We start from the raw sequence: 24,232 nt of genomic DNA on the forward strand, positions 1-24,232 counted from the left end.
TCAATACATGGGCGACTGATCCACCGCCATCGCGGGCAAGCCCGCTCCCACACGACCCGCCTGCCACCACTGGGCAAGCCCCTGCACATTCGGCGCCTTGAGCAACGTGAAGTGATTGCCGCCGCCATACCACACCTCCAGCTCCCGGCCCTGGCGGCGCCAGCCTTCGATCATCAAACCCTGTTCCCGCTGATTGCCGGCCGCGTCCAATGCCGGGTCTTGCGCCAACACCAGGCGCACCACGCCGTCAAAGCGCCGCCCCGGTCGGTACACCGTGCGCAACGCCGCCCCATAGGTGCGGGCCGGCCCATCCATCGCCGTCACACCAGCCCGCGCCGGCAACAAGCCAACCGCGACCATGCCGGCATGCAAGCACTGACGCTGCACCACCTCATCGCGCCCGGCGAAGTCCAGCGGGTCGATCCCCAGGGACTTGCCCGCCGCCAACTGCATCGACTCGATCAGGCGCAGCAACGCCGTCGTGGTCGTATACGCGCGGCCCGCGCCACCCGGTGCTTCGCTGTCGATCACCGTGAGCGACGCCACCTCGCGCCCTTGCGCCTGCAACTGCAACGCCATCTCCAGCGCGACCCAGCCGCCAAACGAATGCCCGACCAGATGCACCGGGCCGTGCGGGCATTCCTGCGCCAACGCCGCCAGATTCGCGCGCGCCGCCGCTTCCACCTGGCTGTGGGGCACCGCCTCGCCATCCAGGCCACGGGGCTGCAAGCCAAACAGCGGCCAGTCGCGCCCGAGGGCTTCGCTCAAACCGACAAAGCCGGTAACGCTGTCCCCCGCCCCCGGCACACAGAACACCGGCGCATGCCCGGCGCGCCCGCTCTGAATGCGCAGCAAGGGCGAATGTGCCGCCTGTGCCACGGGCGCGCAGGTCGCCAATGCCTCGGTGATTGCCTGGCCCAGCGCCTGGATATGCGGCGCCTGCATCATGCTCTGGTGATCACCCGGCACTTGCACCTGGCGCAACTGCCCCGGCGCCAGCGCGTCTGCCCAGCCCAGCGAATCGCTACGCCGCGCCAATTCGGTGGGGCGCTCTTGCGCACTGAACAGATGCACCGCTATCGGCAACGGGAACAGGCTGTAGTGCGCCAGCGCATGCCCATGCCCGACTTCCCGTTCAAGGTAATTCGCGAGGTCGGCATCCGTTGCCGCCGCCATTTGCGCGTGCAGCAAACCGCCCGCGCGACAGCGTTGCAGCAACTCGGCAAATTCCAGCTGGGCGATGTCTGCGTCCAACTGCCCAAGGCTCGCCAGCGCATCCGCCCGGCCCAGGGTTTTCCAGTACGCCGTGCACTGCAACAGCAACTGGCGCTTGAGCGCCTCCGCCCCGCCCCAGCGCGCCTTGCCTTGATCGGTCAGGCGCGGCACATAGCTGTCGAGCAAACCGAGGAACGCCACCGGTTCATCCGCCCCCAGCAGTTGCATGGCCACTTCATAGGCCAGCACGCCGCCAAACGACCAGCCGGCCAGTCGATACGGCCCGTGGGGCTGAATGTCACGAATCAGGCCGACCAGCCGCGCAGCCAGGCCTTCCATGCTGTTCAGGTGCGGCTCGCCGAGGGCCACACCCGGCAGGCCATAGATCGGATAGTCGCCGGGCAGATGCTGGCCCAGCGCCGGGAAATACACGTCCATACCGCTGAATTCGTGGACCAGGAACAACGGCGCCTGGGTGCCTCCACTGCGCACGGTGATCACCGGGCTATCGCGCAACGGTTCGTCGCTACGCTGACGCAACAGCACCGCGACAGCGGCCACATTGGCATGCTGGAACAGCTCGGCCAGGGACACCGGCAACCCCGCTTCCTCCAGCACGTTCACCAATCGGATCGCCAGCAAAGAATGTCCGCCCAACTCGAAAAAGCTGTCATGGCGCCCCACCTGTTCCAGCTTCAGCACCTCCGCCCAGTGCTGGGCCAGGGCTTGCTCCAGCGCATCGGCCGGCGCTTCGAATTCACGGCTGATCAGCGCCTGCAACGGCGGCACCGGCAAGGCCTTGCGGTCCACCTTGCCATTGCCGGTCAACGGCAACCGCGCCAACGCCACATAGGCCGACGGCAGCATGTACTCCGGCAATTGCTCAAGCAGATGGGCGCGCAGTTGGTCGATCTCCAGGGGCTCCGCCGCCCAGGTGAAGTACGCCACCAGGCGCTTGTCTCCCGGCACGTCCTCACGGGCCAGCACCACCACGTCCTGGATACCCGCCAAGCTGCCCAGGCGCGCTTCAATCTCGCCCAGTTCGATACGGAAACCGCGAATCTTCACCTGGTCGTCATTGCGCCCGATGCACTCCAGCAGGCCGTCCGCCGTCCAGCGGCCAAGGTCGCCGGTGCGGTACAGCAGCGCGCCGCCATTGAACGGGTCGGCGACGAACTTCTCGGCGGTCAGCGCCGGACGATTCAAATAGCCCAGGGCGACGCCATCGCCACCGATGCAGATCTCACCCGCCACGCCCAACGGCACGGGCTGCAGGTGCGCATCCAAGACATGCACCTGGGTGTTGGAAATCGGCCGACCGATGGGCACGCTGTCGGCGCCATCGACCAGCGCGCGCACCTCATGGGTGGTGGCGTAGGTGGTGCTTTCCGTCGGCCCGTAGCAATGCACCAGGCGCAATGCCGGCGCCCGCGCCAACAGCCGGCGAAACGCCGCCGGGTCGGCCCGCTCGCCGCCGCACAGGAGGATGCGCAAGCCCGCCAGGGCCTCGGGGATCAGTTGCACATAGTGGTTGAACAACGCCGTGGTCACGAACAGCACCGTCACCTCGGCCAGGGCCGCGCCAAACGCCACCGGGTCGAGCACGCTGGCGTGGTCGATCACCTGGATCTGCCCACCGTTGAGCAACGGCCCCCACACGTCCATGGTGCTGGCGTCGAACGCCGGGTTGGAGGCGAACGCCACGCGGTCGCTGGCATTGAAGTCAGCGTAGCCATTGTTGAGCACCAGCCGCGTGATGCCGCGATGGGGCACCAACACGCCTTTGGGTGTGCCGGTGGAGCCGGAGGTGTACATGATGTACGCCACGCTCTCCGACGACTGCGACAGGCCGGGGTTGTGGCTCGGTTGCGGGTCGAGGGCCAGGGTGTCCAGGTCCAGGCGTTGAACCGCGCCATCGACAACGGCCTCGCTGCGCGTCAACACGCAGGCGGCGGCACTGTCTTGCAGCATGAACCCTTGACGCTCGGCGGGCGCGTGGATGTCCAGCGGCACATAGGCAGCCGCGCATTTGAGCACGGCGAGTTGGCTGACCAGCAGGTCCACGGAGCGTGGCAACAGCAGCGCAACGTTATCGCCGGCCCGCACCCCCAGCCCCAGCAGGTGATGGGCCAGACGATTGGCGCGGCGGTTCAGCTCGCCGTAACTCAGCCGCTGCGCGCCCTCCACCACGGCCAGCGCGTCGGGCCGCGCCTGGGCCTGGGCTTCGAACAGGCGCTGCACCGTGTGTTCCCGTGGAAACAGGCGCGTGGTGGCATTGAATCCGGCCAACTGCCGACGCTCGGCGATCGACAGGATCGGCAAGTGGCCGATGGCAACCGCGCTGTCGTGCTCCAGTGCCTGCACCAGTTGCTCCACGGCGGTGTGCAAGTAGTCGCAGACGCGCCGCGCGCCCTGCCCCACGGCCGTCAAGGTGAACCCATCCGCCAGGTCATCGACACTCAGGGACAAGCCGTAATTGCTGTGTTCCTCGGCCTTGAGCAGTTGAATGCCCTGCCAGCCCTCGCTGCCCACTGGCGCGGCGCTGTGGCGATAGTTGAACAGCGTGCCAAACAGCGGCGTGCCCACCGGCACGCCGCTGCAACGCTGGGCCAGCGCCAGCGGCGCGTGTTCATGGCTGAGCAACTGGGTCAGGCGCCCGTGGGTTGCACGCAACGCGTCCAGTACGCTGTGCTCACCCAGATCGACCCGCAGCGGCAAGGTATTGATAAACACCCCGATGGCGCGCTCGGCGCCGTCACCACCGTGCAAACGACCGAGCATCACCGTGCCGAACACCACCTGCTCGCGGCCCGCGACCTTGCCCAGCACATGGGCCCAGGCCAGGTGCATCAGGCTCGCGGCGCTGACGCCCGCTTGGCGCGCCTGCACCCGCAGGCGCTGGCTCAACGGCGTATCTATCTGACGCTGGACGTGTTCATCGGCGCCCAGCGCTTCGACGTCGGTCGGTTCATCGATGGCGCCGAGCATCTCGCTAAAGAACGCCGCGTGATCATCCACACCCAGGCGGGTCTGGGCCACATAGTTGCGATACGGCACGGCCGCGCCAAGGGTGTGCGCAGTGCCCAGCAGGAACGCCTGCATCTCGTGTTGCAGGATGTCCAGGGCGATGTGGTCCATCACCAGGTGGTGGAACAGCAAGGTGGCAACCACGCGCTGGGGTTCCTCGGCATACACCAGGCGCATCAGCGGCGCCTGGGCCAAATCCAGGCGTGCCGGCAACGGTCCCGTTTCGACGCGCAGCGCGGCCTCACGCCACACCACTTGCAGCGGTTCTTCCAGGCCCTCCCAATGGAACGACGAACGCAACGCGTCATGGCGCTGGATCACCGCCTGCAAGGCCTGGGCAAACGCATCCAGACGCGCGCGGCTGTCGAAGGCGAACTGCGCGCGCAGCACATAGTCGTCGCTGCCCTGCGCGGCACGATGGTGGTAGAGCATGCCGGCCTGCAACGGCGCCAGCGGGTAGATGTCCTGCACATTCGCCGCACCACCAGGAATGCAGGCGACAACGCGGTCGATGGCCGCTTGATCGAGGGTGATCAACGCCAGCATGTCCGGGGTGATCCGCGTGCAATCAGGCGTTATGCGATTGGCCGGCACCGCGACTTCGCGCCCGCCGCCCAACGCAGCAGCCAAGGCCGCCAATGTCGGCTGGCCAAACAACACTTTCACATCCGCCGAGAGCCCGAGGCGGCGCATGCGCCCCACCAGGCTCACCGCCAGCAGCGAATGCCCGCCCAGTTCGAAGAAGTCATCGTGACGCCCTACGCGCTCCACATTGAGCAGCTCGGCCCACAGGCTGGCCAGGGCGATTTCCGTATCGCCCTGGGGCGCCTCGTAGTCGCGTGTGATCACTGAATCCGCGCCCGGTGCAGGCAAGGCCTTGCGGTCGAGCTTGCCGTTGGGGCTCAGGGGCAGCGCGTCGAGGTGCACGAATAGCGCCGGCACCATGAACTCCGGCAGGTGCTGCAATAGATGGGCGCGCAGGGCGTCGATCTCGCTGCGCACGCCGGTGTAATACGCCACCAGGCGCTCGTCGCGGGCGATCACCGCGGCTTCATCGACGCCCAGATAGTCGATGAGACGCGCATGGATTTCCCCCAGTTCGATGCGCAGGCCACGGATCTTGACCTGATCGTCATTGCGCCCCAGGTATTCAATAGTGCCGTCGGGCAAATAGCGGCCAAGGTCACCCGTGCGGTACATACGCGCGCCGGTGAATGGGTCCTTGAGGAAACGTTCGGCCGTCAGCTCAGGCCGGTTCAGGTAACCCCGCGCCACTTGCACACCGCCGATGAACAGCTCGCCGACCACCCCCAACGGCACCGGTTGCAATTGCTCATCGAGCACATACATGCGTGTGTTGGCGATGGGTTTGCCGATGGGCGTGTTGTCCGGCGTAACGGCGCCTGCGCAATTCCAGGCGGTCACATCCACCGCTGCTTCGGTCGGGCCGTACAGGTTATGCAGCTCGCTACCCGGCAACTGCTGCTTGAAGCGGCGCACCAGGCTGCCGGGCAAGGCTTCGCCGCTGCACATCACACGCACCAGGCCAGCGGCCTGGGGCATGTCGCCGTGGGCAAGAAAGACGTCGAGCATCGACGGCACGAAGTGCAGCGTGGTGATCTGCTCGGCCGCGATCACTTCACACAGGTACAGCGGCTCTTTGTGCCCACCCGGGCGGGCCATCACCAGCCGCGCGCCGGTGAACAGCGGCCAGAAGAACTCCCACACCGACACGTCGAAACTGAACGGGGTTTTCTGCAACACCGTGTCGGCGGCAGTCAGGCCGTAGGCGTCCTGCATCCACAGCAGGCGGTTGACCACCCCGGCGTGGTCGTTGATCACACCCTTGGGCTGGCCGGTGGAGCCGGACGTGTAGATCACATAGGCGCCCACGGCGTTGAGCTGCGGGTTGTCGAGGGGTTGCTGCAACCAGGTCGGCTGCTCCAGGTCGATCACCGGCACAGAGCCCAGCAATGCACGCGTCGAGCCCTGGGCCAATACCACTACGGGCGCGCTGTCTTGCAGCATGTAGACCAGGCGTTCTGGCGGATACGCCGGGTCCAGCGGCACATAGGCAGCGCCGGCCTTGAGGATCGCATAGAGGCCGACCACCATGTCCAGGCCACGCTCCACGCAGATCGCCACCCGCGAATCCACCTGCACGCCTTGCTCCAGCAGGTGATGCGCCAACTGGTTGGCCCGTGCGTTCAGCTCGGCATAGGTCAACACATGGTCGCCCGCCTTCAGCGCAATGGCATCCGGCGTGCGGGCCACTTGCGCTTCGAACATGCCGTGCAGGGTCTGGTCGAGGTCGTAATCCACCTGCGTGGCGTTGAACTCAACCAACAGCTGCTCACGCTCCCGCTCATCCACCAACGGTGCATGGGCCAACACCGCCTGATCGTTATCGACCATGGCCTGCAACACGCGGGTGAGATAGCCGGCATAACGGCGCACCGTCGCTTCATCGAACAAGGCCTGCGCATATTCCAGCGCGCCGAGAATGGCGCCCTGCACTTCGCCCAGGTCCAGGGACAAATCGAACTTGGCAAAGTGGCTGTGTTCGACGATGCCCTCCAGCGCCAGCTCGCCCAAGGCCAGGGCCGGCGCGCTGCTGTCCTGCCAGGTGAGCAGGGTCTGGAACAGCGGGCTGTGGGCCAGGCTGCGGGTGGGCCGGGTGATTTCCACCACTTGCTCGAACGGCAGGTCCTGATGGGCCTGGGCGGCCAGCGCCTGGGCCTTGACCCGCGCCAACAGCGCTTCAGTGCTCACATCGCCCGAGGTGTCGATGCGCACCGCCAGGGTGTTGACGAACAGGCCGATCAGCCCTTCCACCTCGACCCGGTTGCGATTGGCCACCGGGGAGCCAATCACCAGCTCCGGCTGCCCGGACAGCCGCGTCAGCAGCGAGGCCCAGGCCGTCATCAGGATCATGTAGAGCGTGGTGCCATGGCGCTGACCCAGAGCCTTGAGCGCAGCCGTCAGGCGCTCATCCAGACGCACCTCGACACTGCTGCCGGCGTAGTCCTGCCGCGCCGGACGCGGGCGGTCGGTGGGCAGCGTAAGCAACACCGGCGCAGCGGCCAGCGCCTGCTGCCAGTAAGCGCTTTGCCGATGCAGCACTTCACCGCTGAGCCACAGGCGCTGCCACACCGCAAAGTCGCCGTACTGGATCGCCAGCGGCGGCAGCGGGTCGGCCAGGCCCAGGCTGAAGGCCTTGTACAGCGCCATCAGCTCACGGGTGAGCACGCCCATGGAGCCGCCATCGGAGACGATATGGTGCAGGGTCAGCAACAGCACATGGTGATCGTCGGCCATCACGATCAAGCGCCCGCGCAGCAGCGGGCCGCGCTCCAGGTCGAACGGCGCCGACGCCTCGCCGTGGATCAACGCCTCCAGCGCCTGCTGCGGTTGCGCGTGATGGCGCAGGTCTTGCACTTGCAGGGGCAGCACGTCTTCCGGTGGGAGGATCAGCACCCGCGCCTCGTCGCCGTGCTGGGCGAAGCGGCTGCGCAGGGTTTCATGCCGCGCGACGATCCGCGCCAGCGCCCGTTGCAGCGCCTCCACATGCAACTGCCCACGCAACCGCAGGCCGATGGGAATGTTGTAGGCGGTGTTGGCCCCTTCCAGCAGCGCGAGGAACCACAGGCGTTGCTGGGCGAACGACAGCGGCACCGCTTCGTCGCGATTGGCCGGAAGATTGTCCGGTAAAGTGCTGCGCCCGGCGCTGGCCAGCACGTCGGCGACGGCGGCCAGTTCGGCGTTGGCGAACAGGTCGCCGAGCAACAGCTCCACACCGAGGCGCTGGCGCACCTGCGAGACCATGCGCATCGCCAGCAGCGAATGCCCGCCCAGTTCAAAAAAGTGATCGCGGCGCCCGACCCGCTCCACTTGCAACACATCGGCCCAGATCTGCGCCAATACCGTTTCGATCTCGCCTTCGGGCGCGGCGTACTCGCGGCTGAAGACGGCCGCCATGTCCGGTGCCGGCAGGGCCTTGCGGTCGAGCTTGCCGTTGGCGGTCAGCGGCAGCGCCGGCAGTTTCACGTAGGCCACCGGGACCATGGTGTCCGGCAGGTGCGCCACCAGGTGGGCGCGCACTTCTGCGACGGTCAGCGGGTCCAGCTGCGGGTTCTCGGTGAAGTACGCCACCAAGCGTTCTTCGCGCACCAGCACCACCGCTTCCTGGACACTTGGCAATTGGTTGAGCTGGCTTTCGATTTCCCCCAGTTCGATGCGCACCCCGCGAATCTTCACCTGATCGTCATTGCGCCCCAGGTACTCCAGGTTGCCATCGGGCAACCAGCGCGCCAGGTCGCCGGTGCGGTACATGCGCCCGGCGTTGAACGGGTCGTGCAGGAAGCGTTCGGCGGTCAACTGCGGGCGGTGCAGATAGCCGCGCGCCACGCCCTTGCCGCCCACGTACAACTCCCCCGCCACGCCCAACGGCACCGGGCGCAGTTGTTCATCCAGCAGGTACACCGTGGCATTGGCGATGGGTTTGCCGATATGCAACGGCTGCCCCGTCTCGACCTTGCCGGACGTGGCCACCACCGTGGCCTCGGTGGGCCCGTAGTTGTTGATCACCTCGAAGCGCTGCCCACGGCCAAACTGGCGCAGGCGATCACCGCCGATCAGCAAGGTGCGCAACGTCGGGTGCTCGATGCGCTGGCTGAAGGCGTACTCGGCCACCGGCGTCGGCAGGAAGCTCACATCCAGCGGCTGCGCGCACCACCAGGCCAGCAGCGCGTCGATGTCCCCGTTGCCGTCCTGGGCCGGTGGCAGGTGCAGGGTCGCGCCCACACACAGGGCCGGCCACACCTCCCAGGCCATCGCGTCAAAGCCGAAACCGGCGACGCTGGCCGTGTGGCGCCCGGCACGCAGGTCGAAGGCGTGGCAATGCCACTCCACCAGGTTGGCCACCGTGTGGTGTTCCACCATCACGCCTTTGGGCTGGCCGGTGGAGCCGGAGGTGTAGATCACATAGGCAAGGTTCGCCGGCGTCATCGCTACCTCGGGATTGCACGCCGAGTGGTGCTGCCAGGTGTAGCGGTCGAGGTGGATCACCGGCACATCGAGGGCCGGCAAGCGCTCCAGCAACGCCTGCTGGGTGAGCACTGCCACCGGCGCGCTGTCGCTGAGCAGGTAGTGCAGGCGTTCGGCCGGGTGCGACGGGTCCACCGGCACATAGCAGGCGCCGGCCTTGAGCACTGCGAGCAAGCCGGCCAGGGTGTCAAGGCCACGGCGCGCAACAACGGCCACGCGCTCGTCAGGCTTCACCCCGAGGGCCAGCAGGTGATGGGCCAGCAGGTTGGCTTGTTGATTCAGCTCGCTGTAGGTCAGTTGCCGGCCTTGCTGCACGACGGCGATGGCGTCTGGCGTGAGCGCGGCCTGGGCTTCGATGCGCGCGTGCAGTGTGCTGCCCTGGGGGAAATCGGCCCCGGTGGCGTTGAACTGTTCCAGCAGCAACTGCTGCTCGGCGGCGGGCACCACTGGTAGCTGGTCCAGCGCCGTCAACGGCGCCTGCTCAAGTGCCGTCACCAAATTCTCGAGGGCGGTTTGCAGGTAGGCGCAGACACGCTGCGGATCGACCTGGGTGGTCGCCAACAGCCGCAGAATAAAGCCGTCGCCCAGGTCATCGACACTCAGGGTCAGCGGGTAATTGGTGCGTTCATCCGAGCGCAGCGTGGCGATGCCCTGCCACGCCGCCTGCGCGTCACTGCTGCCGGCTGCGCTGTGACGATAGTTGAGCAAGGTGCTGAACAACGGCGTCGGCGCCAGCACACCGCTGCAACGCTGGGCCAGAGCCAACGGCGCATGTTCATGGCGCAACAGCCCGGTGAGGCGTGCATGGGTAGCCTTGACGGCGCTGCGCACGTCCTCACCGCCCACATCCAGGCGAAACGGCAACGTATTGATGAAAATCCCCAAGGCGCGCTCCGTGGTGTGCCCGCCGTGCATGCGGCCCATCAGCACCGTGCCGAACACCACCTGGGACTTGCCCGCCAGCGCGCTCAACACCCGGGCCCAACCCAGGTGGAACAGGCTGGCGACGCTCACCCCCAGCAGCCGCGCCTGGGCGCGCAGGCGCTGGTTAAGTGCATCCGCCAGCGGCCAGTCGAGTTCGTTGATGCCGCGGCCATCGCCCTGCACGTCCTGCAAGCCAAAGGGCAAGGTCGGCTCGGCCACATCCCCAAGCATCTGCCGGAAGAACGCCTCGTGCTCCTGCTCGCTCACCCCCAGCCGCGCCTGGGCCACGTAATCGCGAAACGGCACCGCCGCCCCCAACTGCGCGCCCTGGCCTTGCAGGAACGCCTGCATTTCATGGCGCACCACCTCCAGGGCGCTGTGATCGAGGGCCATGTGATGGAACAGCAGCATCGCGACGATGCGCTGCTGCGCCGGGTCCGCCGCCCAGGCCAGGCGCAGCAGCGGCGCCTGGGTCACGTCGAGGCGGTAATGACGCGCGTCGAAACGGGCGTGCAGTTGTGCGGCGATATCGCCGTCGGCCGGGTCCAGCTCAACCGCTTGCACAGGCAGGCTCGCCTTGCGCCACACCACTTGCGACGGCTGCTGTACGCCCTCCCACACCACACCCGTACGCAGGATGTCATGGCGTTCGATCACGCCTTGCAGGGCCAGGGCAAACGCGTCGAAACGCTCGGCACTGTCAAAGGCGAACTGCGACTGCATCACGTAGGGGTCGCCCTGGGCGGTGCGCACATGGTGGAACAGGATGCCTTCCTGCAACGGCGCCAGGGGGTAGATGTCCTGGATATTCGCCACGCCGCCGTCAACGCTGGCGACAATGCGCTCAATCTCGTCCTGGCTCAGGCTGGACAAGGTCAGCATGGCTGGCGTGAGGTGCTTGGCATCGATCGGGATGGCATTGCCCGGCACCGCGTTGGCGGCCGCGTATTCACCGGCCTTGAGCAACGCGATCAGCGCCGGTTTGTGTTCACGCAAGGCGGCGAGGATCAAGGGGTCGCTCAACGCCTGCTTGTTGCCTTGCACCGCCAATTGCTCGCCCTTGAGCGCCAGTTGTACATCCTTGGTTTTCAGTGTCGCCAGCAGTTCGAGGATGCTCACAGGACGATCTCCATTCGTTCGGTTATGGCGGCGTAGCCGGCCAGGGTCGGCTGTTCGAACAACGCGCGCACATCGGCTTCCATGCCCACCTGGCGCAAGCGCCCGATCAAGCTCACGGCGAGCAGCGAGTGCCCGCCCAGTTCAAAGAAATTGTCCTGGCGCCCGACCCGCTCCACCTTGAGCAGTTCGGCCCACAGCTGCGCCAGCAGGACCTCGGTGTCGCCCTCGGGCTCTTCGTACGCGTGTGCACTTAGCGCCTCTACATCCGGTGCCGGCAGGGCCTTGCGGTCGAGCTTGCCGTTGGGGCTCAAGGGCAAGGCGTCGAGGTGCACAAACAGCGCGGGCACCATGAAGTCCGGCAAGTGGCGCAGCAGATGCTCGCGCAGATCGCCGACCCGCGTGCCGGTGTAATAGGCGACGAGGCGCTCGTCACGGGCGACCACAGCGGCTTCGTTGACCTGGGGATGCTCCAGCAGGCGCGCCTGGATTTCCCCCAGTTCGATGCGCAGGCCACGGATTTTCACCTGGTCATCGTTGCGGCCCAGGTATTCCAGATTGCCGTCGGGCAGGAAGCGCCCGAGGTCGCCGGTGCGGTACATGCGGCCGCTGCTGAACGGGTCCTTGAGGAAGCGCTCGGCGGTCAGCTCAGGCCGGTTCAGGTAACCCCGTGCCACTTGCACGCCGCCGATAAACAACTCGCCGACCACCCCGAGCGGCACCGGTTGCAATTGCCCATCCAGCACGTACATGCGCGTGTTGGCGATGGGTTTGCCAATCGGCGTGTTGTCCGCCACTTCGGGGCGCGCGCAGTTCCAAGCGGTCACGTCCACCGCCGCTTCGGTCGGCCCGTACAGGTTGTACAGGCCGATCCCCGGCAGTTGCTGCTTGAAGCGCCGCACCAGGCTGCCGGGCAAGGCTTCGCCGCTGCACATCACGCGTACCAGCCCGGCGGCCTGGCGCACATCGCCGTGGGCGAGGAACACGTCGAGCATCGACGGCACAAAGTGCAGCGTGGTGATCTGCTCGGCCGCGATCACTTCGCACAGGTACAGCGGGTCTTTGTGCCCACCGGGGCGCGCCATTACCAGCCGCGCGCCGGTGAACAGCGGCCAGAAGAACTCCCACACCGACACGTCGAAGCTGAACGGGGTTTTCTGCAAGACCCGGTCGTGGGGCTTGAGGCCGTAGGCGTCCTGCATCCACAGCAAGCGGTTGACCACCCCGGCGTGGTCGTTGATCACGCCCTTGGGTTGGCCGGTGGAGCCGGAGGTGTAGATCACATAGGCGCCCACGGCGTTGACCTGCGGGTTGTCGCTGGGTTGGTGCGACCACGTCGGCTGCTCCAGATCGATTACCGGGACTGCGCCCAGCAACCCACGCGTCGAGCCCTGCGCCAACACAACTAGCGGGGTGCTGTCTTCGAGCATGTAGGCCAGGCGTTCTGGCGGATACGCCGGGTCCAGCGGCACATAGGCGGCGCCGGCCTTGAGGATCGCGTACAGGCCGACCACCATGTCCAGGCCGCGCTCCACGCAGATCGCCACGCGGGAATCCGGCTGTACGCCCAGCGCCAACAGGTGGTGCGCCAGCTGGTTGGCCCGCGCGTTCAGCTCGGCGTAGGTCAATACGACGTCGCCCGCCTTGACCGCAATGGCCTCTGGCGTGCGGGCCACCTGCGCTTCAAACATCCCGTGCAGGGTCTGATCGAGGTCATACGCCACCTCGGTGGCGTTGAAGGCGCCGAGCACTTGCTGACGCTCCAGGGCTTCCAGCACCGGCAGGCGATTGACCGGCAACTGCGGCGCCTGCTCCAGCGCTTCCACCAGGCCCTGCAAGGTCACTTGCACATAGCCGCAGATGCGTTGCGCGCCGATTGGCGTCGCCGCCAGGGCGGTCAGGCGGAAACCGTCGCCCTGGTCATCCACGTTGAGCGTCAACGGGTAGTTGGTGCGCTCTTCGCTGGCCAAGGTCTCGATGCCCTGCCACGCCTCGGACACCGGCGCCTGCCGGCTGTCACTGTGACGATAATTGAGCATCGCGCTGAACAACGGCTGCGGCGCGGCGACACCGCTGCAGCGCTGGGCCAGCGCCAGCGAGGCGTGTTCATGCCCGAGCAGCGCGCTCAGCCGCCCATGGGTGTGTTTGACCGCCACACGCACGCCGGTGGCGTCGATGTCCACCCGCAACGGCAAGGTGTTGATGAACATGCCCAACGCGCGGTCGCTGCCCTTGCCGCCTTGCATGCGGCCCAACAGCACGGTGCCGAACACCACATTTTCCTGGCCGGACGTGCTGGCGAGCACCCGCGCCCAGGCCAGGTGAAACAGGCTCGCCGCGCTGACCCCAAGCACACGCGCCTGGGCCCGCAGGCGTCTGTTGAGGTCGGGCGTCAGGTGCTGCTGGGCCTCTTCGAGGGCCGTGCCGTCGCCGCGCACATCCTGCAGGCCGAATGGCAGGGTCGGTTCATCGATATCCGCGAGCATCTCGCGGAAGAAGTGTTCGTGCGCCTGCTCGCTCACCCCCAGGCGCGCCTGGGCCACGTAGTTGCGGTACGGCGTGGCGTCCCCGGCGGACTGTGGCTGCCCGAGCAGGCTGGCTTGCATCTCGTGGCGCACGCGGTCGAGGGCGGTGTGGTCGAGGGCGATGTGGTGGAACAACAGCAGTGCATTCACCCGTTGCTGATCCGAGCCCTGGGCGTACACAAGTCGGATCAACGGCGCCTGAGCCAGCGGCACGCGGTAGTGACGCGGGTCAAAGCTTTGCAGGTCACCGGCCTGCACCTGCAACCGGGCCTTGCGCCACACCACTTGCAGCGGTTGCGCCAGGCCTTCCCAGACCACGGCGGTGCGCAGGATGTCGTGGCGGTCGATCACCTGTTGCAGCGCCTGGGCAAAGGCCTGCAGGCGTTCCAGGCTGGCAAACGCCAGGTGCGATTGCAGCAGGTACGGGTCGCCCTGCCCGGCCGTGATGTGGTGGTAAAGGATGCCTTCCTGCAACGGCGCCAGCGGGTAGATGTCCTGCACGTTGGCGGCGCCACCGGGGACCTGGGCGACCACGTGATCAATCGTGCCCTGGTCCAGCGTCACCAGCGGCAGCAGGTCCGGGGTAATGCGCGGGCAATCGGCAGAAATGCGATTGGCCGGCACCTCGACCTCGCGGCCACTGCCCACGGCAGCGGCCAGTGCGGCCAGGGTCGGTTGGCCGAACAACACGCGCACATCGGCACTGAGGCCGGCCTGGCGCATGCGTTCGATCAGGCTGACGGCCAACAGGGAATGGCCGCCCAATTCAAAGAAGTGGTCATGCCGGCCGACCTGTTCCACCTGCAACACCTCGGCCCAGATCGCCGCCAGGGTGGTTTCGACGCCACCTTGGGGCGCAGCGTACTCACGGCTGAGCAACGCACCTTGATCGGGTTCAGGCAGCGCCTTGCGGTCGAGCTTGCCGTTGGCGGTCAGGGGCAGCGCGTGCACCTGCACATAGGCCACCGGCACCAAGGCCGCGGGGAGTTGCGCTTGCAGTTGCGTGCGCACGTGCTCGATATCCAGCGTTTGCCGGGCGGTGAACCAGGCGATCAAACGCTCTTCGCGTACCAGCACCACCGCTTCGCCAACACCGTCGAGTGCGGCGAGATGGCTTTCGATTTCCCCCAGCTCCACGCGTATGCCGCGCAGTTTCACCTGGTCATCGTTACGGCCCAGGTACTCGAGATTGCCATCGGGCAACCAGCGCGCCAGGTCGCCCGTGCGGTACATGCGGCCGCCGTTGAACGGGTCTTGCAGAAAGCGTTCGGCGGTCAGGTCCGCGCGGTTCAAGTAACCCCGCGCCACGCCGCTGCCGCCCACATACAATTCACCGGCCACGCCCAACGGCACCGGGCGCAAGTGCGCGTCCAGCAGGTAGACGCTGGCATTCGCCATGGGCCGGCCGATATGCAGCGCCTGCCCGGCACGCACGCGGCCGGAGGTGGCGACCACCGTGGCTTCGGTGGGGCCGTAGTTGTTGATCACGGCAAAGCGCCGTTCCTGATTGAACTGACGCAGGCGGTCGCCGCCGATCAGCAGGATGCGCAACGTCGGGTGCAGCAGTTGCTGACTGAAGGCGTACTCGGCCACCGGCGTGGGCAGGAAGCTCACGTCCAGCGGCTGCGCCAGCCACCAGGCGAGCAGCGCGTCGATCTGTTCATTGCCCACCTCGGCGGGCGGCAAGTGCAGGGTCGCGCCGGCACACAGCGCCGGCCACACTTCCCAGGCCATGGCGTCGAAGCCAAAGCCGGCGACGCTGCTGGTGTGGCTGCGGGCATCCAGGCCAAAGGCGTCGCAATGCCAGTGCACGAGGTTTTCCACGGTGTGGTGTTCGACCATCACGCCCTTGGGCTGGCCGGTGGAGCCGGAGGTGTAGATCACGTAGGCCAGGTGCGCCGGGGTCAGCGCGCTGAGTTGTGGATTGCTGGTGGGCTGGTCCAGGCCGTGCTCATGCAGGTCGACAGGCACAAAACCGCCCAACAGCGCGCGCGTGCTGGCCTCCGCCAGCACCGCCACCGGGGCGCTGTCTTGCAGCAGATAGGCAATGCGCTCGGCGGGATACGCCGGGTCGATGGGCACGTAGCCGGCGCCCGCCTTGAGGATGCCGAGCAAGCCCACCAGCATCTGCGGGCCGCGACGGCAGCAGATCGCGACGCGGTCGTCGGGCTGCACGCCCAGCGCCAACAGGTGATGGGCCAGTTGGTTGGCGCGCCGGTTGAGCTGCTGATAGCTCAGGGAGACGCCGTCTTGCACCACGGCCACTGCGTCCGGTTGGCGCTCGGCCTGGACTTCGAAGGCGCCATGAACGGTGTGGCCGGTGGGGAAATCTGCGGCGGTCGCATTGAATTCCCGCAGCAGCGTTTCGCGCTCCGCCGCAGGCAGGCTTGGCAGCTGGGTGAGCGCCGTCGGCGTTGCGCTTTCCAGGCTGGCGACCAACTGCTCCACAGCGTTGTGCATGTAGCCGCACAGGCGCTGGGCGCCGATCTGCGGCAGCGCCAGTACCGTCAGGCCAAAGCCTGTGCCGAAGTCGTCCACGCTCAAGGTCAGCGGGTAATTGCTGCGCTCTTCGCCGCCCAGCAACTGCACGCCAGCCCAGATACCGTGACCGTCGCGGGCCATGGCGTCGGGGCTGCTGTGGCGGTAATTGAGCAGGCTGCTGAACAACGGCGCCCCCGCTGCCACGCCGCTGCAGCGCTGGGCCAGGGCCAGCGCTGCATGCTCATGGCCGAGCAAGGCGCTGAGCCGCGTGTGGGTCGCCTTGACGGCCGACGTCGCGCTCGCCGCCAGGTCCACCCGCAGCGGCAAGGTGTTGATGAACATCCCAAGCGCACGGTCCGCACCCTCGCCCGCTTGCAGACGGCCCATCAGCACGGTGCCAAACACCACCTCATCACGCCCGCACACCAGCCCCAATACCTGCGCCCACGCCAGGTGCATCAGGCTCGCCGCGCTCACACCGCAACGCCGCGCCTGCTCACGAACCCGCTGGGCCAGCGTCGCGTCCAGGGCTTGCCCGGCCTCTTCGATATCACGCCCGTCGCCCTGCACATCCTGCACGCCAAACGGCAGGCTCGGTTCATCGATGTCGGCGAGCATCTCGCGAAAGAACTGCTCGTGTTCCGCCTCGCTGACACCCAGGCGCGCCTGGGCCACGTAGTTGCGAAACGGTGCCGCCGCCGGCAACCCATGCGCCTGCTTGCACAGGAACGCTTGCATCTCCTCGCCGACCACCTCCATGGCGGTGTGGTCCAGCGCCAAGTGATGGAACAGCAGGATCGCCGCCACGCGGCCATTGGCCGGGTCCTCGGCGTAGACCATGCGCAGCAGCGGCGCCTGGGTGAGGTCCAGGCGGTAGTGACGGGCGTCGAAACGCGCGTGCAGTTGGGCGATGACGTCACCGTCGGCCGGGTCCAGGGCCACGGCCTGCACGCTCAGCTGGGCGTCGCGCCACACCACTTGCACCGGGCTGTCCAGGCCTTCCCAGACCACGCCGGTGCGCAGGATGTCGTGGCGCGCCACCACCTGTTGCAGCGCGCCCATAAAACCGTGCAGGCGCTCCAGGCTGTCGAAGGCCATGCGCGATTGCAGCAGGTACGGATCGCCCTGCTCGGCGCTGAGGTGGTGGTAGAGGATGCCTTCCTGCAACGGCGCCAACGGGTAGATGTCCTGCACATTCGCCGCGCCACCGGGGACGCTGGCGACGATACGGTCAATGGTCGGCTGATCCAGTGGCAGCAGGGTCAGCATCGACGGCGTGATCTGCGTGCTGCCGGCGGCAATGCCATTGGCTGGCACCACCACTTCGCGCCCGCTGCCCACCGCCGCCGCCAATGCCGCCAGGCTTGGCTGGCTGAACAGCACGCGCACGTCGCAGCTGAGGCCGACCTGGCGCATGCGTTCAATCAGGCTGACCGCCAGCAACGAGTGGCCGCCCAGTTCGAAGAAATGATCGTGCCGGCCGACGCGCTCCAGCTTGAGCACGTCCTGCCAGATCTGGGCGAGAGAGGTTTCCACTGCGCCTTCCGGCGCTTCGAAGCCACGGCTGAGCAACGCGCTCGCGTCGGGCACCGGCAGGCCCTTGCGGTCGAGCTTGCCGTTGGCGGTGAGCGGCAACAGGGCCAGCCACACATAGGCCGACGGCACCATATAGTCCGGCAAGCGGCCTTGCAGGTGGGCGCGCAGGGCTTGGATGTCCAGCGCGGCCGGGGCGGTGTAGTAGGCCACCAGGCGTTTGTCGCCGGGCACGTCTTCGCGGGCCAGCACCACCACGTCTTTCACGTTGGGGAAGGCGGCGAGGCAGGTTTCGATTTCCCCGGGTTCGATGCGGAAACCGCGAATCTTCACTTGCAGGTCACTGCGCCCCTGGTACAGCAAGGTGCCGTCGGCCTGCCAGCACGCGAGGTCGCCGGTGCGGTAGAGCACGCCGTCGCCGAAGGGATTGGCGATGAATTTTTCGGCAGTCAGTTGCGGCTGGTTCAGATACCCCAACGCCACCCCCGCACCGCCGATGTACAGCTCGCCGGTCACACCCAGCGGCAGCGGTTGTTGGCGCGCATCCAGCACAAAGGCCTGGGCGTTTGCCAGCGGTCGGCCGATGGGAATCGCCGCCGTACCCGCCGTGGTGATTTCAAAGGTGGTGGAGAATGTGGTCGCTTCGGTCGGCCCGTAGCCGTTGAGCAGGTGTTGCGGCTTGCCGTGGGCGAGTACGCGGTTGATCACCAGCGGGTCGAGCACATCGCCGCCGACGATCAGGTAACGCAGCTGGCGGAACACCGGCAACAAGGCATCGGCGTACTGATGGAACAGCCCGGCGGTCATCCACAGCACGCTGACGGCTTGCTCCTCTAGCAACGCGGCGAAGGCGGCCTGGGACAACAGCACCGCCTGCTCGACCACCACCACGCAACCGCCGTTGAGCAAGGGCGCCCACACGTCGAGGGTGCTCGCATCGAACGCCGGGTTGGAGGCGAAGGCCACGCGGTCGCGCGCGTTGAAATCGGCGTAGCCGTTGTTGAGCACCAGGCGCGAGACTGCGCGATGGGGCACTTGCACGCCCTTCGGCGTGCCGGTGGAGCCGGAGGTGTAGAGGATGTAGGCGACGCTCTCCGAGGACTGGACCAGCTCGGGATTGCGCGGCGACTGTGTGTCCAGCGCCAGCACGCCGAGGTCGTCGAGCACCCGCCGGGCGCCGCTGTCCTGCACGATAAAGGCCTGGCGCTCGGCCGGCGCGTTGATGTCCAACGGCACATAGACCGCCGCACATTTGAGAATCGCCAGTTCGCAGACCAGCAGGTCCAGGCCGCGCGGCAGGGCAATCGCCACGCTTTCCCCCGGCTGCACGCCTTGGCCGATCAAGTAGTGCGCGAGGCGGTTGGCGCGGTGGTTGAGGTCGCGGTAGCTCAGGGACAACGGACCGTGCACCGCCGCCACGGCTTCGGGGTATGCCTGCGCCTGGGCTTCGAACAGGTGGTGCACGGTGCGGTGCGCCGGGTAGTCGCGGGCGGTGGCGTTGAAGTCCACCATCAGTTGGCGACGCTCGGCGGGCGGCAGGATCGATACGGCCTGCAAGGGCGTGGTCGGCGCCTGTTGCAGCGCCGTCACCAGGTGGCGCAGCGCGGTAAGCAGGTACTGGCCGACACGTTGCACATCGAGGCTGGCCACGCCTTGCACGGTGAGCGCGAAACCCGCGCCGAGGTCATCGACGTTGATCACCAACGGATAGTTGCTGCGCTCTTCGGAGCTGAGGATCTCGATGCCCCGCGCCGCGAACGGGTTGGCGCCCGGCGCTTCGTCCACCGCGCTGTGGCGATAGTTGAGCAAGGTGCTGAACAGCGGCAGCGAACCCGGCACGCCACTGCAACGCTGGGCCAGGGACAACGACGCGTGCTCATGGCCAAGCAATTGCGCGAGCCGTGCATGGGTGGCGCGCACGCCGGCTTGCACGCCCACCGCGCCGAGGCTGACGCGCAATGGCAAGGTGTTGATAAACATGCCCAGCGCCCGGTCCGCGCCCTCGCCGCCCTGCATGCGCCCCAGCAACACGGTGCCGAACACCACCTCCTGCTGGCCGGACACCTGCGCCAAGACTTGCGCCCAGGCCAGGTGCACCAGGCTCGCCGGGCTGACGCCCAATTGCCGCGCCTGTTCGCGCAGGCCCAGGCTCAGTTCGGCTTCCAACGCCAGGTGCACTTCGAGGATGCCGCTGCCGTCAAGATTCACGTCGTGCAGACCAAAGGCCAGGGTCGGTTCGTCAATATCGCCGAGCATCGCGCTGAAAAACGCTTCGTGCTGCGCCTGGCTGACCCCGAGCCGCGCCTGCGCCACGTAGTTGCGGTACGGCACCGCCACGGGCAAGTGCGCGCTGCGCCCGTCCAGGCTGGCGCTTATCTCTTGCACCAGCACCTGCAACGCGGTGTGGTCGAGCAGGATGTGGTGCAACAGCAGGATGCCGACAAAACGGCCCTGCTGCTCGCTGTAGGCGAAATGCATCAGCGGGGCGCGGGACAGGTCGAGGCGAAAGTGCCGGGGGTCGAAGCGTTGTTGCAGCTGGGCCAGGGGTTCGTCGATACGTTCGACGGTCAGCGACGCCTGGCGCAGGACCACTTGCACCGGTTCGTCGAGGCCGTCCCAGAGGATCGCCGTGCGCAGGATGTCGTGGCGTTCGATCACGCTGTGCAGGGCGTGGATAAACGCGTCCACCGCCGATTGCGCGGCAAAGCTGAACTGCACTTGCAACCCATAGGGATCGCCCTCGGTGGTTGCCAGGTGGTGGTACAAAATCCCCGCCTGCAACGGGGCGAGGCCGTAGATGTCCTGCACATTGGCCAAGCCGCCGGGCACGCGGTTGAGGATGTGGTCGATGGCGGCCTGGTCCAGGTCAACCAGGGGCAGCATCTCGGGGGTGATGCTCGCGCTGGCCGGGGTAATGAGGTTGGCCGGGACGTGCACCTCGTCGCCCACCGCAGCGGCCAGCGCCGCCAGCGTGGGCTGGCCGAACAGCACACGCACGTCGGCGCGCAGGTCCAGCTGGCGCATGCGCTCGATCAGCTTGACCGCCAGCAGCGAATGCCCGCCAAGCTCGAAGAAATTGTCATCGCGCCCTACGCGGTCGACTTTCAGCAGGTCTTGCCAGATGGCGGCTATGGCGATTTGCGCCGCACCCTCGGGCGCCTGGTAGTCGCGGCGGGCCAGCGCCTGGGCGTCCGGTGCGGGCAAGGCCTTGCGGTCGAGCTTGCCGTGGGCGGTCAGCGGGAAGGCATCGAGTTGTACAAAGGCGCTGGGCAGCATGTAGTCGGCAAGGCTGCGCAGCAGATGGTCGCGCAAGGCGCCCGCACTGAATGCGCCGTCGGCAATCACATAGGCCACCAGGCGCTGGTCGCCCGGCGCGTCTTCACGGGCAATCACGATGGCCTCGCGCACACCCTCGGCGCTGGCCAGATGGGCTTCGATTTCACCCAGTTCGATGCGGAAACCGCGGATCTTCACCTGATCATCGTTGCGCCCCAGGTAGTCGACGCTGCCGTCCGCACAGCGGCGGCCAAGGTCGCCAGTCTTGTACAGGCGCTGGCCGCTGGCGGGGTCGGTGAGGAAGCGTTCGGCGGTCAGCGCCTCACGGTTGAGGTAACCGCGCGCCACCCCGGCGCCTCCGACGTACAGCTCGCCGACCACGCCAATCGGCACCGGCTCGCGGCGTGCGTCCAGCACGTGCAGCTGCAAATCGGGGATGGCCACGCCAATCGGGCTGACGCCGACCCGCTGCGCATCCGCCGCTTCCAGGGCGCGATAGGTCACGTGCACGGTGGTCTCGGTGATGCCGTACATGTTGACCAATTGCGTGCCGGCGTTGAGCGCGCGGGCATACCAGGGCTTGAGCATCCCCGGTTCCAGGGCTTCACCGCCGAAGATCACCTGGCGCAGCGAATGGGCCTGCAGGTTGTGCTGTTGCGCCGCGATCAACTGGCGGAACGCGCTGGGTGTCTGGTTGAGGATGCTCACGCCGGCGTCGCACAGCAGCGCATAGCACTCATCCGGCGCGCGGCTGACCAGTTGCGGCACGATCAGCAACTGGCCGCCGTGGATCAGTGCGCCCCAGATTTCCCACACCGAGAAGTCGAAGGCAAAGGAGTGGAACAGCGCCCACACATCATTGCGGTTGAACCCGAACCAATGCCCCGTGGCGCTGAACAGCCGCGCGACCTGGCGGTGTTCGATCATCACGCCCTTGGGCTGGCCGGTGGAGCCGGAGGTGTAGATCACGTAGGCGAGGTTGGCCGGGCTCAAGTCCAGGCGCGGGTTGACGATGGATTCGTCACGCAGGCCGTTGAGGTCGATCTGCGCCAGCGCGCCCACCAGGTGGCGGGTGTTGGCTTGCACCAGCACCGCCAGCGGCGCGCTGTCTTGCAGGGTGTAGGCGATGCGTTCGCGCGGGTAGGCCGGGTCCACCGGCACATAACCGGCGCCCGCCTTGAGGATGCCCAGCAGGCCGATGATCATTTCCGGACCACGCTCCACACAGATCGCCACGCGATCATCAGCGCACACACCTTGGGCCAGCAGGCGATGGGCGACCTGGTTGGCGCGTTCGTTGAGTTGGCGGTACGTGAGGCGTTGTTGCTCGAAACGCAGGGCGATGGCGTCGGGGTGGGCGGCGGCGTGGGCTTCGATCTGTTGGTGGATCAGCGGGCTGTCGGCGTAGGTTTCAGGGCTGTGGTGGAAGCTGTGCAGCAGGTGCTGGCGTTGGTCTTGCGTGAGGATCGCCAGGCTGTCCAAGGGCGTATCCGGTCGGTGCTCAAGCGCCTCGGCAAGGCTGTCGAGGGCCGTGTGCAGGTAGCCGGCAACCTGCCGGGCGTCGAGGGACGCGTGCACCATCACCGTCAGCGCGAAGTCTTCCCCCAGGTCGTCGACGTTGACCGTCAGCGGGTAGTTGGTGCGTTCTTCGGCGCCCAGCACCTGGATGCCTTCGGCGACCTCGATGATGGCCGCCATGTCCGTGGCTGCGCTGTGACGGTAATTGAGCATGGCGCTGAACAACGGCGCGGGGGCCACCACGCCGCTGCAACGCTGGGCCAGCGCCAGGGACGCGTGTTCGTGCTGGAGCAAGGTGGTGAGGCGCGCATGGGTCGCCTGCACCCCGGCGCGCACGCCCTGCCCGCCCACATCCACGCGCAGCGGCAAGGTGTTGATAAACATGCCCAAGGCCCGTTCACCGCCCGCACCGGCGCCCATGCGGCCGAGCATCACGGTGCCGAAGACCACGGCGTCGCGCCCGCACACCACCCCCAGGACACGGGCGAAGGCCAGGTGCATCATGCTCGCCACGCTGACGCCCAGCGGCCGAGCCAGGGCGCGCAGGCGTCGGCTCAGGGCGCTGTCGACCGGGATGCGCGCTTCGTCGATGCCCTGGCCGTCGCCCTGCACATCCTGCAACCCGAAGGGCAGCGTCGGCGCGTCGATATCGGCCAGCATCTCGCGGAAAAACCCTTCATGGGCCTGCGCGCTGACGCCGTGGCGCACCTGGGCGATGTAGTTGCGAAACGGCACGGGCTCGGCCGCTTGCGCGTGCTGGCCCGCGAGGTACAGCTGGATTTCTTCGCGCACCACATCCAGGGCGGTGTGATCGAGGATGGTGTGGTGGAACAACAGCATCGCGTCCACACGCGCGCTGCCTGGGTTGTCGCGGTACACCAGGCGCAACAGCGGTGCCTGGCCCAGGTCCAGGCGCACGTTGCGTGGGTCCACGTGCGCCGCTTCGCACACCAACGGCGCCTTGCGCCACACCACTTGCAACGGCTCGTCGAGGCGCTCCCAGGCCATCGAGGGGCGCAGGATGTCGTGGCGGTCGATCACCCATTGCAGCGCCTCGGCAAAGGCGTGCAGGCGGGCGCGGCTGTCGAACACAAACTGCGCGTGCAGCACGTAGGGGTCGCCCTGCTGCGCCGACAAGTGGTGATAGAGCATGCCCTCCTGCAGCGGCGCCAGCGGGTAGATGTCCTGCACGTTCGCTGCGCCACCGGGGATGGCGGCGACGATGCGGTCGAGGGCGGCCTGGTCGAGGCTGACCAGCGCGAGCATGTCCGGGGTGATGCGATACGCCGGGCTCAGCCAGTCGCCGCCATGCTCGGCCACCAGCGCCAGCAGCCGCGGCTTGTGGGTGATCAGTTGATCCCAGACGCCCTCCCCCAGCGCCTCGTCGTCGCCCAGGACGATCAGGTCGTCGTCTTCCCGTTGCAGCCGGATCGCATGGGTGGAAATCACTGCCAATAATTCGCTGAACTGCATGGGGGGTAACCTGCCTGGTAAGTCACGGTGGAGGAGAAAGTCCGTTTTCAGCTGCCGCTTGGTTCGGGGTATCGATTAAAAAACGCGGACGCAGCCGG

Annotated in this window: 2 protein-coding genes; both read right to left on the reverse strand. The window is 67.1% G+C overall.

Annotated elements, in window-relative coordinates:
- Window positions 1–11,331, reverse strand: a complete 11,331-nt coding sequence (locus B348_RS0106910) for a non-ribosomal peptide synthetase (protein ID WP_017735410.1) — start codon at window positions 11,329–11,331, stop codon at window positions 1–3.
- Window positions 11,328–24,134 (reverse strand): non-ribosomal peptide synthetase, encoded by a 12,807-nt coding sequence (locus tag B348_RS0106915; RefSeq protein WP_017735411.1) that lies wholly within the window; start codon window positions 24,132–24,134, stop codon window positions 11,328–11,330. The genes B348_RS0106910 and B348_RS0106915 overlap by 4 nt, the downstream gene beginning before the upstream one ends.
- Window positions 24,135–24,232: the final 98 nt, after the last annotated feature.

Origin of the sequence: Pseudomonas sp. CBZ-4, from assembly GCF_000346755.1 — a bacterium.
Taxonomy (GTDB): domain Bacteria; phylum Pseudomonadota; class Gammaproteobacteria; order Pseudomonadales; family Pseudomonadaceae; genus Aquipseudomonas.

Excerpts from the sequence above, each read along its gene's own strand:
- B348_RS0106915 (WP_017735411.1), bottom strand. The coding sequence starts at position 24,134 with ATGCAGTTCAGCGAATTATTGGCAGTGATTTCCACCCATGCGATCCGG.